This is a genomic window from Streptococcus pseudopneumoniae (assembly GCF_038148935.1).
GTDB lineage: Bacteria > Bacillota > Bacilli > Lactobacillales > Streptococcaceae > Streptococcus > Streptococcus pseudopneumoniae_U.
On sequence record NZ_JBBJZX010000018.1, the window covers coordinates 1 to 17,422 of the forward strand.

Genomic DNA, 17,422 nt, shown 5'->3' on the forward strand with positions numbered 1-17,422 from the left:
TCTCTCCTACAATCAACATGGACTATTATATCATGAAAATTTCAAAAAAACAAGACTTATTTTGCTAAATTATAATTTTCAATCAAAATTTCCACAGCTTTTTCCAATTTTTTATAAAAACTATCGACATTCCCATTCTTTATGATGGCAAATTGTCCGTCTAATTCGGCAATTTCTCCGATAACTTTTTTACCAATGGTCAAGGTATAGCCTTCAAAACTGTCTTTTCCTACATTAACTTTGGCATCTGCTACTTGAATTTCGATTTTTTTATCTTTCTTACTCATTTCATACCTCTCTTCACTTTTTCTATTTTACAAGAAAATCCTAAAACTAGCAAGAAAAAACTCTATATCAGGCTTGTCTGATATAGAGTTTTCTGCTTTATTTAATATGTTTTTCTAGTTCTTTTTGGTATTTGCTATTGGATTCCAATTTTTCTTTTTGCCATTTTTTAAGAGCTTCGTCATATTCTTTTGTTGTAACAATATCTTTTTGCAATTTCATTCCTTTAAAGATATATGGATCCCCCTTAATACCAACTTGTGAGTATGGTTTTGAGAATGGCACTACGTTACTTACAACTGGAGAACCACCAGATGAAGCTGTTGGCATCAATAATGAACTATCTGTCAACCAAGCTTGAGCTTTGGCATATTTTTCATATCTCTTCTCTAGGTCAGTGGTCTCAGAAACAGCATCTTCTAACAATTTCTTATATTGATCCAAACCAAGTTTAGCGACAACATCCTTATCTTTTCCTTTCGTAATACCAAGGTGTTTCATGGCAGAACCAGATTTTGGATCCATAATATTCAAGTAAGACGCTGGATCTTGATAGCTTGGAGCCCATCCTGTACTGTTCAAATCATAGTCTTTTTGAGAAGGAACACGCGCTTGTGATGTAATCGTTTCTTTTTCATTATCTGTCATTTGAAGTACATCGATGATAACATTTTCAGCACCAAGAGTTGATTCAATAGACTGTTTGAAAGAGTTGCTTTGTTGAACGGCGATAGTATCTGTTTGTTCAACCGGGACATCCAAGTGAATTGGGAAGGTTACCCCTTTAGATTCCAAGTCTTTCTTAGCTTTTTCGAAAGCAGCTTTAGCCTTGTCAGGGTTGTAGATAGAATCCTTACCGTCAACTAGCTCAACACCTTTCCATTGGTCACCATAGTTCACCAACTCTGCTTGAGCGATTTGACCAAAGTTCTTACCACCTGCTTGCACAAAGTTATCTGGAACTAGACTATTACGAATAATCTTGTCCGCACCATCTTCACCATTTAGCTGGGCAGCATAAGAATGACGGTTGAAGGCAAAGTTGATAGCCTGACGGAAGTCCTTATTAAGCATAGCTTCTTTTGTAGAAGTCTTTTGCTCTTCGCTTGTTTTCGCAGTTTTATTGTATGACTGACGATTTACGTTAAAGGTGAAGTAATAACTACTTGAGTCCTGTGGGCTATAAGTGATTTTATCTCCGTATTGTTCCAAAGTTGAAGCAAAGTTTGAGCTGCTTGGGAAGAGACGGGCTGTCGTATAAGCACCAGAGGAGAAGCTACGGATCAAAGACTCCTGATCTGAACCATCGTAGTAGGTCAATTTAATCTTCTCAATTTTAACATTTTCTTTATCCCAGTAATTTGGATTTTTTTCATATTCAATCAAAGATTTAGAAGTCAATGTTTTTAAGAAATAAGGGCCATTGTAGAGAATACCTGCTGGGCTAACCTCTCCGTAATTCTTTCCAGATGCCTTTAAAAACTCTTCATTTACAGGTAACATCGTCGCTGTTGTAACTTTTGAATTCCAGAAACTTTCTGGCGCATTCAATGTATACTCAACTGTGTAGTCATCCAAAGCTTTAACACCAACTGTAGAGAAATCATTGGTTTCACCAGTCATATAGGCGTCCAAGCCTTTGATTGAATTTTGGATGAGAGAAACACCGTCTGACTTACCGTCAGCTACGTGTTTTAGTCCTGTCACAAAGTCATGGGCTGTTACTTCTGCATATTCTTCACCTTCAGAAGTGTACCATTTAACTCCTTTACGAAGTTTGTAGGTATAAGTCAAACCATCTTTTGAGACAGACCAATCTTCAGCCAAGGAAGGAATAACATTTCCGTACTGGTCGTTTTCCATCAAGCCATCAACCACGTTCCCGATGACATCTGTTGTAGATGTACGAGTCGCTATACTATAGTCCAAAGATGCTGGATCTACTGCATAGACATATGAAAATGTTGTCGGTGCATCTGCTTCTTTATCAGCTTTTCCACAGGCTGCTAAAAGAGCTGTTGTGCTCAGGACCACTCCTGCTGTTAAGAGCCACTTTTTCGATTTCATAAAAATCTCCTTTAATATATTTTTAATCTACTTTTACAATCCAACCTTCTGGCGCTGGAATATCACCAAACTGAATTCCTGTCAGTTCATCATAGAGTTTACGAGTCACAGGTCCTACTTCTGTTTCACTATAGAATACATGGAAATCATCGCCGTGCTGAATTCCACCAATTGGAGAAATAACCGCTGCTGTACCACAGGCACCTGCCTCTACAAAACGGTCAAGGTTATCAATTGGGACATCCCCCTCAATAGGAGTCAAGCCCAAGCGGTGTTCTGCCAAATAAAGCAAAGAATACTTAGTAATAGATGGCAAGATAGATGGACTCAATGGTGTTACAAACTCATTGTCAGCTGTAATTCCAAAGAAGTTAGCTGAACCGACTTCTTCAATCTTTGTATGAGTTGATGGGTCTAGGTAGATAACATCTGAGAAATGATGTGATTTCGCCAATTTCCCTGGCAAGAGACTGGCAGCATAGTTTCCACCAACCTTTGCCGCACCTGTACCATTTGGAGCAGCACGGTCGTATTCATCCTGAATCAAGAAGTTGGTAGGGACCAAACCACCCTTAAAGTAATTTCCAACTGGCATAGCAAAGATAGTAAAAATATACTCCTCTGCTGGTTTAACCCCGATAATATCTCCAACACCAATCAAAAGAGGGCGAAGATAGAGGGTTCCACCTGTTCCGTATGGTGGTACGTATTCTTCATTCGCACGGACAACTGCTTTACAAGCTTCTACAAACATGTCTGTCGGAACTTGTGGCATCAAGAGACGGTCACATGTCCGTTGCAGGCGTTTAGCATTTTCATCAGGACGGAACAGTTGAACACTGCCATCCTTAGTACGATAAGCTTTCAAACCTTCAAAGGCTTGTTGTCCATAGTGAAGACTTGGAGAAGATTCTGAAATATGCAAAGTTGCATCCTCTGTAAGCTCTCCTTGATTCCATTGTCCATTTTTAAAATGAGCAATATAGCGATAAGGTAATTTCATATAGGAAAAACCAAGATTTTCCCAATCAATCGTTACTGTCATATTCCACTCCTTATTCTAAAAACCTATTTCTTATATTCTACACTATTTTTCTAAAATAGCAAGTATATTTTGTAATTTTCAGAAAATTTCTTCAATAAAAAGAACCAGCTCTTAGAACTGATTCTTCATTTCACTTATTTAGCTTCAGTAAATACTTCTTTAAGATAAGCGTCAAAAACTTCTTCATCTGAAATCGTGTCAGAAATGAAGCTTCCGTTGCTAGTGCGTTCTGACAAGTTCAAGTCTTGCAATCGGCTTTCATAGATTGTTCCTTTATTGGATTGGACAAGCAGAATCTGGTCGTTTTCTTCTACTTCTGTACTGAAGAGATCACCTACAAATCCTTGTTCTGCAACTGCTCCTGCTAAGAAGACACGATGCGGTTTGTTTTTCAACTCACGCAAGACTTGTAGTCCTCGTTTGGCACGGCTGGTTGCTGGAATTTCGTCAATAGAAACACGTTTCAAGCTTCCACGTTGGGTCAAGAGGTAGAAGGACGGGGTGTTACAGATAAAGGCGGATTGGAGAATATCATCTTCTTTCAAATTCATAGCCTTGACACCTGCAGCCTTGGCACCGACAACAGGAACCTCTTCGATATTGAAGCGCAGGGCATAACCATTTTGGCTAATTAAAAGAACATCATCTAGTTTAATCGGAGCCACTGCTACAATCTGGTCTGTCTCTTCTTTTAGCTTAGCATACTTGACAGACTTAGACTTGTAGGTCCTCCATGGGGTGAATTCTTTTCGTTCTACACGCTTGATTTGACCGAGACGGGTCGCTGCAAAGTAGGTTGTGCCATCATCAAACTGATCCACGACTTCCACATAAAGGATTTCTTCATTCGTTTCGAAGTTTGTAATGGTCTGGCTCAGATGCTCGCCGATGTCCTTCCAACGAATATCTGCCAATTCATGGATTGGTCTGTAGATGACATTTCCAAGACTTGTGAACATCAAGAGGTGCTGGGTTGTCTTGGCAGATTGAACAAAAATCAAACGGTCATCATCACGTTTGCCAATTTCTTCCAGCGTTGAAGCCGCAAAGGAACGTGGACTGGTACGTTTGATGTAACCAGCCTTGGTCACGCTGACGTAGGTATCTTCCTCGGCGATAAGACTAGCTGTATCAATCTCAATTGCTTTCGCAGTGTCTTCTAAAGAACTCAAACGAGGAGTTGCAAATTTCTTCTTGACCTCACGAAGTTCTTTCTTCATAAGATTGTACATGGTCCGTTCATCACCGATAATCGCAGCAAGCATAGCAATCTTCTCACGAAGTTCTGCTTCTTCTTCCTGCAAGACAACCACGTCTGTATTGGTCAAACGGTACAGTTGCAAGGTCACGATGGCCTCAGCCTGCTCTTCTGTAAAATCATAGCTGACCTTGAGGTTTTCCTTGGCGTCAGCCTTATTCTCAGAAGCACGGATAAGAGCAATGACTTCGTCCAAAATTGAAATCACACGAATCAAACCTTCAACGATATGAAGACGCTTCTCAGCCTTTTCCTTGTCAAAGCGGGAACGCGCCAAAATGACCTCACGACGGTGGGCGATATAGCTAGACAAGATTGGGACGATCCCAACCTGACGAGGCGTGAAATTGTCAATCGCCACCATATTAAAGTTATAGTTGATTTGTAGGTCGGTGTATTTGAAGAGATAGTTAAGAACGAGCTCCGTATTGGCGTCTTTTTTGAGCTCAATAGCGATACGAAGACCGTCACGGTCAGACTCATCGCGAACCTCAGCAATGCCTGACACCTTGTTATTGACACGAACATCGTCGATTTTCTTGACCAGATTGGCCTTATTGATTTCATAAGGAATCTCAGTGATAACGATTTGTTCCTTACCACCTTTTAGCTTTTCAATCTCCGTCTTGGAACGAACAACCACGCGCCCTTTCCCAGTTTCATAGGCCTTTTTAATTTCATCACGGCCTTGGATGATAGATCCTGTAGGAAAATCTGGTCCAGGCAAGAATTCCATCAACTTGTCAACCTTGGCTGTTGGGTGGTCAATCATATAAACCGCGGCATCAATAACCTCAGCTAAATTATGTGGTGGAATGTCTGTGGCATAACCAGCCGAAATACCAGTAGAACCATTGACCAAAAGATTTGGAAAGGCTGCTGGCAGAACAGTCGGCTCTTTTTCAGTGTCATCAAAGTTCCAAGCAAAAGGAACGGTCTTTTTCTCGATGTCCTGAAGAAGATATCCTGCAATCTCAGACAAACGTGCCTCTGTATAACGCATTGCCGCAGGCGGATCTCCGTCCATAGAACCGTTATTACCGTGCATTACAACTAGAATCTCACGATTTTTCCAGTCCTGTGACATACGAACCATGGCATCATAGATAGAACTGTCACCGTGTGGGTGAAAATTCCCCATGATATTCCCGACAGACTTGGCCGACTTGCGGTAACTCTTATCAAAGGTATTGCCATCCTTATTCATAGAGTAAAGAATACGACGCTGAACCGGCTTCAAGCCATCACGAATATCTGGCAAAGCCCGGTCTTGAATAATATACTTGGAGTAGCGACCAAAGCGCTCTCCCATGATGTCCTCCAGGGACATGTTTTGAATGTTAGACATAGGATACTAAGCCCGTAAAATGCAAAGTGAAAATAGAAAATTCTTGCAGTTAGCGATACTCACAAGAGAATTTATCTTTTTCACACAGCATTTAGGGCGTGTTCAACTCCTTTCAAAGAATGTAGAGTAGGTTTTTACAGAAAAGGTGTTCAGTTAAGATATAAAAGGACGATTTGGCTTGCCAAAAATGTCTGTAGAAAAATAGAAAATCGATGTAGGGCTCGATGAAGTCAAGACGATTTGACTTTTTTCCGAATAAAATTAGTCCCGTGTTCAGTTACTACAAATAACCAAACTATCCTTTCTGTAATTTAATGTGTTTAAAATTTGTTGCATCAGTTAGTAATAAGGAGTTTTCACTCAGCATTTAGGGCGTGTTCAACTCCTTTCAAAGAATGTAGAGTAGGTTTTATGGAAAAGGAAAAAATATATGGTAAGTGAGTCTCACCCAATTCCTGTATCCTCATTTCCACTTGAAATATCTACTCCACAAATCCTCGTTTATACTTGATATGGCTAGCGATATTACTATCTACATCTTTCTTATCCCAAAGTTGGAGTTCCCATGGGTAATAAAAATTACTTTTATTTTTAAAATAGATATGAATACCGACATAGCCATCTTTATCACGTAAATACCAGTTTTTTAGTCCGTACAGATTTTGCCAATCATCTAGCTTCTCCATAACTTGAGCTATCTCTTTGGAACTTAAAATCATACGAGCACCAAAAATATCATTAAGAATCGAATTCACAGGATAGCCCTCTTGACGCTCAGAAAAACGTGTAATTTTATCTAAAATAGACTCAGAAGTTTTGACACGATAAACATAGGCAATATCTTGGACATCCGCTTTCATCAGATAATCATTAATTGACTCATGTAAATTCAGACGGTAGGACAAAATCGCTTTCGTCGGAACTTTTGAAAAGGTATGCTTGAGATTAATTTTTTTCACCTTACCCGTTTCAAAATAATCTTTAGAATATTCTCGATGAATACGATTAATCTCTGTAATGAGGCGTTCCACTTTTTCAATCATGAGTCTTCTCCTCTCGCTTTTTCATTTTTCTAGTTATTCCCAAACTTCTTCACTCTTTCCTCAGCATACTGAATCATTTTCTCAGCCACTTCTTTATCGTAGTCAAAGTCCAGCTTTTGAGCAAGTCTTTGAGCTTCTTTGTGGAAAAGTTGCATCGTAACAAACAAAGACTTAGTAAGTTTCTCTACACTTGAAAAATCAAGCAGATTCGAGAATTCCTTTTCTTTCTCAGCAGGTAAATTGTTAAAGAGGTACTTGTAGTTCTTGCCGACGTCTACTGTTCCCTTATTACTTGCTACCTGCCAAGCTAAGATTTTTAAGAGTTCTTGTTGGCAAATACTGTAGAGATGGTCAGTCGCGTAGATGAGCTGATTACGACAAATTCCTTTAACCACGTAAGCTGACACCCACCAAAATTCATTGCAGGCTTTTTCAAAATCAATCGGGCTAGCTGGATTCGTACAGTAACGTTGAGGACTTGCAGTATAAGACTCAAACAAGCCTTTCTCATCTTTCAATACTGTATAATCAGCTTCACTATCCACCCACTCTTGGATATGGTCTTTGGGGCAGAGTGTCAAATCAATCCGATTGCCATCTTCAAAAAGCATGAGATATAGGCGACGGTGATCAAGGGTGACTTCTTGCTCAATAATGCGTTTGCCAAACCGGTCCAACCAAGAAAGGTCTCTCGTCAGATTATCTAAATCGTCCACGACATAGACCACATCATAGTCTTGAAACTCATCTTTTGGTGCTGTTGTATCAGTTCGTGAACCAGACATGGCGACAGCGTCGACTTGTAGCACTTTTGCAGTTTGTAAAATTAAATCTAGCATTTCGGGTTCAGTTCTCATAGGAATACCTACCTTTTTAGTGAAAACTCTCGATTCTGTAGAGGGTATGTCTATAAAGCGGACTATCAGCTGAAACTTTTTCGTTATCAAATTCTTTGAAAAATCCCATGACTAGTTTTTTCATGACTTTGACAGCCATCTTTGTTTTTATTTCTTCTTTTTAAACAGATTATTAATAATAAGAAAAACTACTAACAAAACAGCTAATACATTTGTTTGATGTTTAATTTCCTTCAACCCTAGCCAGCCTTGATCACTTGCAAAATTAACCCCTACAATTACATATAAGAAAATCAAATACATGCTAAATATATTAGTCAATAGCCATCCTCCAATTTTCTTGTAGCATGATTCATCTGCCGAGCCAAACGAATCGGGATTAGGCGTATCAAGCTTTACATATTTATCCAAATAATCTTGAGCAGAAAATTTATTTATCTTATCTTCACCATTTTTATTAATTTTAACATCTAGTTCAAGTTTCATTTCATACACTTCCCATCATCTTTTTATTGATTTTTTCAATCAGATCGTATTCTTCATCGTCATTCTCTAAGGTCCTACTTATTGCCTTTACTTTATCATACGTTTCACGAATAAATTCTGGTTGTTTTGAAGTTTTGTAATGAATCTTCAAGAATTTCAACGAAGATACCATAGAAGCATTGTATTCCCAATGGTTCTTCAACAGACACCTGATAAACACTCTAATGATTTCCTGTTCTTGATACAAAAGACTTGTTTCATGATGTTCAAAATACTTTAACGAAATATAATCACAATAGTAAATCATGATATTAGATATCCAAGCAAAAGTGTATTCTTGGACCTCCCTAGTTGGTTCATAGCGTAGAGCTGTCCTTAACGCCTGAACTTCTTTAAGCGTAATTTCTTTAGCAGAAGCTGCATCAAAAAGCTTTGAGCGCCAGCCTGAAATGCTATCTAAAGAACTTCTATAATTGGTATATAAAGTAAAGATTGACACAATTGCACCTAACAAAGCCGCAAATAATCCAATCACTAATTCATTCATCTTCATATCCTATATTCACTTTCTAAGATTTATTTTGACTGGCATAAATTAACCAGAACAACCTACTTGGCTTCTTCTGGTTGTGTTGGGGTAATTTTTTTGCTTGGTTTGCGTTTTTTATAGCGACTACGGATAGCGTTGAGATGGTCACGGAGATCGGCATACTGCTTCTTATCTGGATAAGCATAGGCGTTGATTGCAGTAAAGTCCACAAGGAAGTCATAGATTTCTTGTAGTTTCGCACGGACTTCCTTGTTTTGACTAGGTGCCTTGCCTTTTTGCTCAGCCAAACGCTCCTTATAGGCTTTTTCAAACTGAGCCTGCGCTTTTGTCAAGGTTTCTACATGAGTTGTCAAATGCAGGGTTGAAAGGGCAGTTTGGTAGTCAGTATCTTTTAGCTCCTTGAGCAAATGGTTAATAGCTTCTGTCTCTTTTTCGTAGCTCATACTCGTTAGCCCAGCATAATTTTTGAAAAGTTTGCTGAGTTTGTCGTAAGCTTCCTTGCTACCTGCCTCTTTGACACGAGAGAAGGCCTTGACCAAACCAATCAAGATAGAAAGCGCATCATCACGCTCACGATCAGACGCTTCCAGTCTAGCCACCGTTTGACTGGCCTTGGAACGGTGCAAACCAGCTTGCAAGGTCTCAAGAAGTTTCTCCATATCCCCAAGCTTCGTTGCATAAAACTGCTCAGACTTATTGGCTTTTGTAAAAGCCTCCAACTCGTCCCTGCTCTCAGATAGAAGTTGGAAGAATTCGTTGTTTTCTAAAGCTTTTGTATCTAAACTGCTAATTCCATAAATTTTTTCATCTGGATAATCTCCTAATTTTTTATTTTAATGTACTTTTTACTTCGTCCGATTTTAGAACTGGTGAGCTTGTCAGAAAATCTGGCGAGAAAATTGTCATTTCATTATATGGGATAATCATGGATTCAATCCAATTTGAATGCAAATAGTCTTGTTTTAGAATTATACTGAACTATAGCAATTTTCTTATGAAGCTTATCTAGTTTACCATTATCCAGTTTCTCGTTGGCTGCTACATTAATAAATCTATTAATTGTGTCACTATCGGATTCATTATTTCTATTGTAATTATAAATAATCAATTCAGAATCTGTCTCCAAAAGTGAGTTAAGAATATTATTCCACCACCAAAAGTCACTATCACCGAGTGATAAACCGTATAATATAAACAAATCAGTATTATTGAAATATGATTTATATTTTTTATCATTCTGAGCCCAATAAGGTTTTAGAAAATTTTTAGCCAAAAACTTTTTCTTTTTACCTTCTATTTGTTCTTCATTATCAAACCCGAATAACATTGATTTAGGGATATTCTGATAACCATGAGGATGAGTGATATTTGTTATTAAATAGCTAGAGTAACAAGTGTCTTTATTAAAATCCAAATTGGATAAGCGTCCCCAAGAACCATCAACAGATATAGCTGAATAACCAGGAGCAGGAATATCTTTAGGATTGGGATAGAATTGAATCTGCCTATCTGCAAGCTTATGAGGATGCGGATCAAATTGTCCTTTATCTAGGAATAAAATATTATCTAACATCGAAGTATAGTTGAAATTTAAAATTTCCCAATTAAATAAAGAATAATGTTTAGTTTTACGAGGAAAAGCCAATTTATTGAAATTCTCCGTATCTAAATCACCTAAAAAACGGGTAAAAGAATTAAGAGCGATTCCTTTTTCAGTGCTATCGTTCCCTAACTTAGCAATCATATTAGGAGTAATTATTTCATTTAAAAAATTTGAGAACTCGATTTGAAATTGAGTGAAATCGTTAGCCAATTTCTCTGCGTTCAGGTAGCTAGGTTGATTAAAAATCTCAATTAAACTATTCTCAAAGTCACTCCAGTTTTTCTTAATATTAGGATCTTTTTCATTATCTTTCTTATCCTCAGTCATTTTTTGAAAGATCATATTATCTTTATCAAAATTCTTATAGCAAAGATAATTATAGAAATTTTGATAAGAAGTCCGATACGGAGAACCTAGATATTCCATTAACTGAATATCTATTCCATTACCAAACAAAGCCATAATATTAATTTGGCCATCATCAGCAAGTTTTTCAAATTCTTGATTTGTATATTTGGTATAACTCATATTCTCTTTTTTATCCTTTCAAAACGCCCCACTCTCCTCCAGCGTAAACTTGACATTATCCTCAATCCACTTACGGCGTGGTTCGACCTTGTCTCCCATGAGGACATTGACGCGGCGTTCTGCGCGTGCTAGGTCTTCAATAGTGACACGGATGAGGGTGCGTGTTTCTGGATTCATAGTTGTTTCCCAGAGCTGGTCTGCATTCATCTCACCAAGACCTTTATATCGTTGGAGTGTTGCTCCTTTACCGAACTGCTTGCGGAGTTCTTCAAGTTCTCCGTCTGTCCATGCGTAGGCTACTTCTTCTTTCTTGCCTTTGCCTTTGGACATCTTGTAAAGAGGTGGGAGGGCAATATAGACATGACCTGCCTCGACTAGCGGACGCATGTAACGGTAGAAAAATGTCAAGAGCAAGGTCTGGATATGGGCACCGTCAGTATCCGCATCGGTCATGATAATGATCTTGTCATAGTTGGCATCTTCAAGGGAGAAGTCTGCTCCGACACCCGCACCGATGGTATAAATCATAGTGTTGATTTCCTCATTTTTGAGGATATCTGCCATCTTGGCCTTGGCTGTATTGATAACCTTACCACGAAGAGGCAAGATAGCCTGGAACTTGCGGTCACGACCTTGCTTGGCAGAACCACCGGCAGAGTCCCCCTCGACTAGATAGAGTTCATTCTTGGTAGGGTTTTTAGACTGGGCTGGAGTCAATTTCCCAGACAACAAGCCCTTGTCTTTTTTATTTTTCTTACCATTCCGGCTCTCATCACGCGCCTTACGAGCCGCTTCACGAGCATCACGCGCCTTGATAGCCTTGCGAATAAGGTTAGAAGCCAATTCTCCATTTTCCATAAGGAAAAAGGTCAACTTATCCGCCACAATTCCATCTACAACCGGACGAGCTAGTGGACTGCCTAGTTTGTCCTTGGTCTGACCTTCAAACTGCAAATGTTCTTCAGGAACCAAGATAGAAAGAACGGCAGCAAGTCCCTCACGATAGTCTGACCCTTCAAGGTTTTTATCTTTTTCCTTGAGAAGCCCCGTCTTACGCGCATAATCATTCATAACCTTGGTGATAGCAGACTTGAGTCCTGTCTCGTGCGTTCCACCGTCCTTGGTGCGAACGTTATTGACAAAGGATAGAATGTTATCTGAAAATCCGTCATTGTACTGGAGGGCCACTTCCACTTGGAAACCATTATCTTCCCCTTCAAAGTAAAGAACTGGCGTTAAGGTCTCCTTGTCTTCGTTCAGATAAGAAACAAAGTCTTGTACCCCATTCTCATAGTGGAATTCAATCGCTTCATCTGTTCGCTTATCTGTCAGAGACAAGGTCACATTTTTCAAGAGAAAGGCTGATTCATTAAGACGCTCTGAGATGGTATTGTACTTGAAATCGATCGTAGAGAAGATCGTCGCATCAGGCATAAACGTAACCTTGGTACCTGTCTTAGACTTGGGTGCTGTACCGATTTTCTTCAAGGTCGTGACAGGTTTGCCACCACTTTCAAAACGTTGCTTGTAGACTGCGCCATCACGGGTGATTTCAACTTCCAGCCAGCTAGATAAGGCATTCACGACGGAAGAACCAACCCCGTGAAGTCCACCTGATGTCTTGTAGCCTCCTTGACCGAATTTCCCTCCTGCGTGTAGAATGGTAAATATAACCTCAACAGTTGGAATTCCCATAGCGTGCATACCTGTCGGCATCCCACGTCCATGGTCTTGAACCGTTAAACTGCCATCTTTATTGATGGTCACATCAATACGGTCGCCAAATCCAGACAAGGCCTCATCGACAGCATTATCGACGATTTCCCAGACTAGGTGGTGAAGACCAGCACCATCGGTCGATCCGATATACATCCCTGGACGTTTACGGACCGCATCCAACCCTTCTAGCACCTGAATAGCATCATCATTATAATTGTTTATATTGATTTCCTTTTTTGACACAAGGAACCTCCTATTCGTTCATCTTTACTATTCTACAGGTTTTCCAAGGATTTTGCAAAATTTTTCTTTCTCCGATGTGACAATTTCAGAAGAGATTCTCTGCCTTTCTTCTCCATTTCATGATATAATAGGAGTATGATTACAATAGTTTTATTAATCCTAGCCTATCTGCTAGGTTCAATTCCGTCTGGTCTCTGGATTGGACAAGTATTCTTTCAAATCAATCTACGTGAGCATGGTTCTGGTAACACTGGAACGACCAATACCTTCCGCATTTTAGGTAAGAAAGCTGGTATGGCAACCTTTGTGATTGACTTTTTCAAAGGAACCCTAGCAACGCTTCTTCCGATTATGTTTCATCTGCAAGGCGTTTCGCCTCTCATCTTTGGACTTTTGGCTGTTATCGGCCATACCTTCCCTATCTTTGCAGGATTTAAGGGTGGCAAGGCTGTCGCAACCAGTGCTGGAGTGATTTTTGGATTTGCGCCTGTCTTCTGTCTCTACCTTGCAGTTGTTTTCTTTGGAACCCTCTATCTTGGTAGTATGATTTCACTATCTAGTGTCACAGCATCTATCGCGGCTGTCATTGGAGTTCTACTCTTTCCACTTTTTGGTTTTATCCTGAGTCACTATGACCCTCTCTTCATCGCTATTATCCTAGCACTTGCTAGCTTGATTATCATTCGGCATAAGGATAATATCACACGCATCAAAAATAAAACTGAAAATTTGGTCCCTTGGGGACTGAACTTAACCCATCAAAATCCTAAAAAATAAACGCCAGTTTGAATGTACTGACGTTTTTTGTATGCTTATTTTGATTTGATATAGTTGATACCATCTGCTTTTGGTGCAACTGCTTTTCCAAAGAAGGCTGCCAAGACAAGAATTGTCAAGACATAAGGTGCGATTTGAAGGTAAACCGCAGGCACTCCTTGTAGGAATGGCAATTGAGAACCGATAACAGCCAAACTTTGTGAAAGCCCAAAGAAGAGACTAGATAGCATGGCTCCGATTGGATTCCATTTTCCAAAAATCATCGCAGCAAGGGCGATAAATCCAGGTCCAATAATAGTTGTCACTGAGAAGTTAACTGAGATGGATTGAGCATAAATCGCTCCGCCAATTCCACCTAGGAAACCGGAAATAATAACCCCTAAATATCTCATCTTGTAGACATTGATTCCCAAAGTGTCCGCTGCTTGAGGGTGTTCACCGACAGAGCGGAGACGAAGACCAAAGCGAGTCTTAAAGAGAATAAACCAAGCAAGGAATGAGAAGGCAATGGCCAGATAACCAAGTAAACTAGTTGACTTGAAGAAGATATCACCGATAACTGGGGTATTTGCCAAGACTGGGAAATCAAAGCGTCCAAAAGTCTGACTTAGGTTGTCGGTTTGTCCTTTGTTATAAAGGACTTTCACTAAGAAAACAGCCAAGGCTGGCGCCATCAAGTTCAATACCGTACCGCTGACAACATGGTCTGCACGGAAATGAACCGTCGCTGCTGCGTGGATGATAGAGAAGACACCACCAACCAATCCTGCTACAAGCAAGGATAGCCATGGAGTTACTGCTCCAAATTGTTCTGCAAATTCAAGGTTAAAGACAACTCCAGAAAAGGCACCCATAACCATAATTCCTTCAAGGCCGACGTTTACCACACCACCACGTTCAGAGAAAACACCACCGATACTTGTAAAGATGAGGGGTGCTGAGTAAATCAGCATAGAAGACACCAAGAGGGTGAGCAAGGTTGTAATAGACATCTTTACTTACCTCCTTTAACTTGTTTTTTCGGTTTGATAAAGCGTTCGATAAGGTAATGAACACTGACAAAGAAGATAATAGACGCTGTTACAATGCTGACAAGCTCAGACGGTACCTGCGCCGCATTCATACCTGGGGCTCCAACTTGGAGAACACCAAACAGGAAGGCTGCAAAGAGAATACCAATTGGTGAGTTTGCTGCAAGCAGGCTAACTGCCATCCCGTTAAATCCGACAGCTAAGGATGCCCCTTGAACATAGACGTTCTGGAAGGTTCCAAGTCCTTCAACGGCTCCACCAAGACCTGCCAAGGCACCTGAAATAATCATTGAGAGGATAATAGTCCGTTTTGCAGAAATACCAGCATATTCTGAAGCATGTGGATTAAGGCCAACCGCACGGATTTCAAAACCAAGAGTCGTTTTCTTAAGCATGAACCAAATGACTGCAACGGCAATGAGAGCAAAGAAAATACCAATATTCATCCGTGAGTTACCAGTCAACTCAGCCAACCAAGGTGTCTGGTAGGTTGCATTAGCCCCAACACGAATGGTCGAATCTGTACTTTGCATGAAGTCTTTAGGGAAAGCATGGATAAAGGCATTTCCTACATACAAGACAATGTAGTTCATCATGATGGTTACGATAACCTCTGATGTCCCTAGATAGGCCCTAAGAATACCCGGAATCGCTCCGACAATCCCACCAGCAATCAAGGCAATCACGATAGTCGCTAGAATCATCAAGGGACGTGGCATATCTGGATGCGACAGGGCAAACCAACCACTGAGAATCCAACCAGCCAAAGCCTGACCAGGAAGCCCAACATTAAAGAAACCGGCGCGACTGGCAACAGCAAAACCAAGACCGATCAAGACCAAAGGCCCCATGGCACGGAAGATTTCACCAATTCCACGCAGGCTACCAAAGGCTGTATAGAACAATTCTTCGTAGCCCCAAATAGCATCATAACCAAAGATCCACATGACAATGGCCCCGAGTAAAATTCCTAGGAAAACAGAAATCAAGGGAACCGAAATTTGTTGTAATTTTTTAGACATCACTCTTCTCCTTTCCCAAGTTTCCACCAGCCATCAAGACACCAAGTTCTTGTTTATTGGTTGTTTCTGGTGACACAATACCTTGAATCTTACCATCATGAATAACAGCAATACGGTCTGAGACGTTTAAAATCTCATCCAACTCAAAGCTGACAACAAGGACAGCCTTCCCATTATCACGCTCTTCAATCAAGCGTTTGTGGATATATTCAATGGCACCGACATCCAAACCACGAGTTGGTTGGCTGACGATAAGGAGATCAGGATCTCGATCAATTTCACGAGCAATAATTGCTTTTTGTTGATTTCCTCCCGAGAGTGCAGCTGCAGGCACAATTTCGCTGGCAGCACGAACATCAAACTCTTCCATTAGCTTTTTAGCATAAGAAGTAATATTTGAATAGTTCAAAATTCCATTTTTACTATGTGGTTCTTTATAGTAGGTTTGAAGGGCAATATTTTCAGAAATCATCATTTCCAAAATCAAGCCATCACGGTGGCGGTCTTCTGGAACGTGCCCAACACTTAGTTCTGTAATTTGTCGTGGGTGCAAGCCTACAATTGAATCTCCTTTTAGCTCAATGCTTCCAGATTCAACCTTGCGAAGACCTGTGATGGCTTGAATCAGTTCAGACTGACCATTTCCATCAATCCCCGCAATACCAACAATCTCTCCAGCACGAACATCCAAGGACAGATTTTTCACAGCTGGGACACCGCGGTTTTCATTGACCACCAAATCTTTAATTGACAAGACCACTTCTTTTGGTTGAGAGGCTTGCTTCTCTGTTTTAAAGGAAACAGAACGACCAACCATCATTTCCGCCAAATCAGCATTGGTAGCTCCTGCAATTTTGACGGTTTCAATTGATTTCCCACGACGGATAACTGTAACGCGGTCAGAAACTGCACGAATTTCATCCAACTTGTGGGTAATCAAGATAATTGATTTTCCTTCTTTAACAAGATTTTTCATAATGGCCATCAACTCCTCAATTTCTGATGGAGTCAAAACAGCCGTTGGTTCGTCAAAAATAAGAATATCAGCTCCCCGATAAAGGGTTTTTAAAATTTCTACACGTTGTTGGGCTCCAACCGAGATGTCCGCCACCTTGGCAGAAGGGTCCACAGCTAAGCCATAACGTTCAGAAAGAGCCTTGATTTCTTTGCTAGCTCCAGCGATATCTAGCACACCATTTTTAGTCAATTCACTACCTAAAATGATGTTTTCAGCCACCGTGAAAGCCTCTACCAACATAAAGTGCTGGTGAACCATTCCGATTCCCAAGCCAGCTGCTTTAGATGGGGAGTCGAGGTTGACAACTTGACCGTTGACCGCGATTTCACCACTAGTTGGTTCAAGAAGCCCTGCTAACATGTTCATGAGCGTAGACTTACCAGCCCCATTTTCTCCTAAAAGTGCATGAATTTCACCTTTTCGTAGGTGCAGGTTGATTTTGTCGTTGGCAACAAATTCACCAAACACCTTGGTAATATCACGCATCTCAATGACATTTTCGTGTGCCATGTGCTCTTCCTTTCAGAGTCTTATTTTATTTC

15 protein-coding genes are annotated in these 17,422 nt (G+C 40.3%); 1 reads left to right on the plus strand and 14 read right to left on the minus strand.

The window, feature by feature from the left end; translation table 11 throughout:
• Positions 1–56 precede the first annotated feature (56 nt).
• The 11 genes from WKI42_RS03345 to parE all read right to left on the minus strand — a co-directional run bounded on the left by WKI42_RS03345 (position 57) and on the right by parE (position 13,032).
• Complete coding sequence (locus WKI42_RS03345) at positions 57–287, minus strand: DUF2969 domain-containing protein (protein WP_000037113.1); 231 nt, start codon at positions 285–287, stop codon at positions 57–59.
• A gap of 97 nt (positions 288–384) precedes the next feature.
• Positions 385–2,352 carry a peptide ABC transporter substrate-binding protein gene (locus tag WKI42_RS03350; RefSeq protein ID WP_368081177.1) on the minus strand — a complete coding sequence of 656 codons (1,968 nt, stop codon included), beginning with the start codon at positions 2,350–2,352 and terminating at the stop codon, positions 385–387.
• Positions 2,353–2,374: 22 nt separating this feature from the next.
• Complete coding sequence (locus tag WKI42_RS03355) at positions 2,375–3,397, minus strand: branched-chain amino acid aminotransferase (RefSeq protein WP_138702955.1); 1,023 nt, start codon at positions 3,395–3,397, stop codon at positions 2,375–2,377.
• Positions 3,398–3,531: 134 nt separating this feature from the next.
• Positions 3,532–6,003 (minus strand): DNA topoisomerase IV subunit A, encoded by a 2,472-nt coding sequence (parC, locus tag WKI42_RS03360; RefSeq protein WP_173306670.1) that lies wholly within the window; start codon positions 6,001–6,003, stop codon positions 3,532–3,534.
• Between the two features lie 482 nt (positions 6,004–6,485).
• On the minus strand, positions 6,486–7,046 hold the full coding sequence (locus WKI42_RS03365; protein WP_173306671.1) for a GTP pyrophosphokinase: 561 nt from the start codon (positions 7,044–7,046) through the stop codon (positions 6,486–6,488).
• A 29-nt stretch (positions 7,047–7,075) separates the two neighbouring features.
• Positions 7,076–7,903 carry an aminoglycoside 6-adenylyltransferase gene (locus tag WKI42_RS03370; RefSeq protein WP_173306672.1) on the minus strand — a complete coding sequence of 276 codons (828 nt, stop codon included), beginning with the start codon at positions 7,901–7,903 and terminating at the stop codon, positions 7,076–7,078.
• A 147-nt stretch (positions 7,904–8,050) separates the two neighbouring features.
• Positions 8,051–8,389 (minus strand): hypothetical protein, encoded by a 339-nt coding sequence (locus WKI42_RS03375; RefSeq protein WP_173306673.1) that lies wholly within the window; start codon positions 8,387–8,389, stop codon positions 8,051–8,053.
• A 1-nt stretch (position 8,390) separates the two neighbouring features.
• Positions 8,391–8,936 (minus strand): hypothetical protein, encoded by a 546-nt coding sequence (locus WKI42_RS03380; RefSeq protein WP_173306674.1) that lies wholly within the window; start codon positions 8,934–8,936, stop codon positions 8,391–8,393.
• A 62-nt stretch (positions 8,937–8,998) separates the two neighbouring features.
• The gene (locus WKI42_RS03385) at positions 8,999–9,658 is read right to left on the minus strand and encodes a DUF6261 family protein (RefSeq protein ID WP_240151446.1); all 660 of its coding nucleotides are present in this window, start codon (positions 9,656–9,658) and stop codon (positions 8,999–9,001) included.
• 212 nt (positions 9,659–9,870) lie between these two features.
• Positions 9,871–11,070, minus strand: coding sequence for an AbiH family protein (locus WKI42_RS03390; RefSeq protein WP_173306675.1), 1,200 nt, complete (start codon positions 11,068–11,070; stop codon positions 9,871–9,873).
• An 18-nt stretch (positions 11,071–11,088) separates the two neighbouring features.
• Positions 11,089–13,032, minus strand: coding sequence for a DNA topoisomerase IV subunit B (gene parE, locus WKI42_RS03395; protein ID WP_368081178.1), 1,944 nt, complete (start codon positions 13,030–13,032; stop codon positions 11,089–11,091).
• A gap of 135 nt (positions 13,033–13,167) precedes the next feature.
• On the opposite strand from parE, the gene plsY reads away from it, so the two are divergent.
• Positions 13,168–13,809 carry a glycerol-3-phosphate 1-O-acyltransferase PlsY gene (plsY, locus tag WKI42_RS03400; protein ID WP_368081179.1) on the plus strand — a complete coding sequence of 214 codons (642 nt, stop codon included), beginning with the start codon at positions 13,168–13,170 and terminating at the stop codon, positions 13,807–13,809.
• Positions 13,810–13,844: 35 nt separating this feature from the next.
• Here the strand turns inward: plsY and WKI42_RS03405 are convergent, their stop codons facing one another.
• From WKI42_RS03405 to WKI42_RS03415, 3 genes are read right to left on the minus strand one after another with little or no spacing between them, the layout of a single operon-like run.
• Positions 13,845–14,801, minus strand: coding sequence for an ABC transporter permease (locus WKI42_RS03405; protein WP_368081180.1), 957 nt, complete (start codon positions 14,799–14,801; stop codon positions 13,845–13,847).
• Positions 14,802–14,803: 2 nt separating this feature from the next.
• On the minus strand, positions 14,804–15,862 hold the full coding sequence (locus WKI42_RS03410) for an ABC transporter permease (protein WP_368081181.1): 1,059 nt from the start codon (positions 15,860–15,862) through the stop codon (positions 14,804–14,806).
• On the minus strand, positions 15,855–17,390 hold the full coding sequence (locus WKI42_RS03415) for an ABC transporter ATP-binding protein (protein ID WP_173306678.1): 1,536 nt from the start codon (positions 17,388–17,390) through the stop codon (positions 15,855–15,857). Before WKI42_RS03415 ends, WKI42_RS03410 begins: the two co-directional genes overlap by 8 nt.
• Positions 17,391–17,422: the final 32 nt, after the last annotated feature.

Excerpts from the sequence above, each read along its gene's own strand:
- WKI42_RS03410 (WP_368081181.1), bottom strand. The coding sequence starts at position 15,862 with ATGTCTAAAAAATTACAACAAATTTCGGTTCCCTTGATTTCTGTTTTC.
- WKI42_RS03415 (WP_173306678.1), bottom strand. The coding sequence starts at position 17,390 with ATGGCACACGAAAATGTCATTGAGATGCGTGATATTACCAAGGTGTTT.
- WKI42_RS03350 (WP_368081177.1), bottom strand. The coding sequence starts at position 2,352 with ATGAAATCGAAAAAGTGGCTCTTAACAGCAGGAGTGGTCCTGAGCACA.
- plsY (WP_368081179.1), top strand. The coding sequence starts at position 13,168 with ATGATTACAATAGTTTTATTAATCCTAGCCTATCTGCTAGGTTCAATT.
- WKI42_RS03345 (WP_000037113.1), bottom strand. The coding sequence starts at position 287 with ATGAGTAAGAAAGATAAAAAAATCGAAATTCAAGTAGCAGATGCCAAA.
- WKI42_RS03365 (WP_173306671.1), bottom strand. The coding sequence starts at position 7,046 with ATGATTGAAAAAGTGGAACGCCTCATTACAGAGATTAATCGTATTCAT.
- WKI42_RS03380 (WP_173306674.1), bottom strand. The coding sequence starts at position 8,936 with ATGAATGAATTAGTGATTGGATTATTTGCGGCTTTGTTAGGTGCAATT.
- parC (WP_173306670.1), bottom strand. The coding sequence starts at position 6,003 with ATGTCTAACATTCAAAACATGTCCCTGGAGGACATCATGGGAGAGCGC.
- WKI42_RS03405 (WP_368081180.1), bottom strand. The coding sequence starts at position 14,801 with ATGTCTATTACAACCTTGCTCACCCTCTTGGTGTCTTCTATGCTGATT.
- WKI42_RS03390 (WP_173306675.1), bottom strand. The coding sequence starts at position 11,070 with ATGAGTTATACCAAATATACAAATCAAGAATTTGAAAAACTTGCTGAT.
- WKI42_RS03355 (WP_138702955.1), bottom strand. The coding sequence starts at position 3,397 with ATGACAGTAACGATTGATTGGGAAAATCTTGGTTTTTCCTATATGAAA.
- WKI42_RS03375 (WP_173306673.1), bottom strand. The coding sequence starts at position 8,389 with ATGAAACTTGAACTAGATGTTAAAATTAATAAAAATGGTGAAGATAAG.
- WKI42_RS03370 (WP_173306672.1), bottom strand. The coding sequence starts at position 7,903 with ATGAGAACTGAACCCGAAATGCTAGATTTAATTTTACAAACTGCAAAA.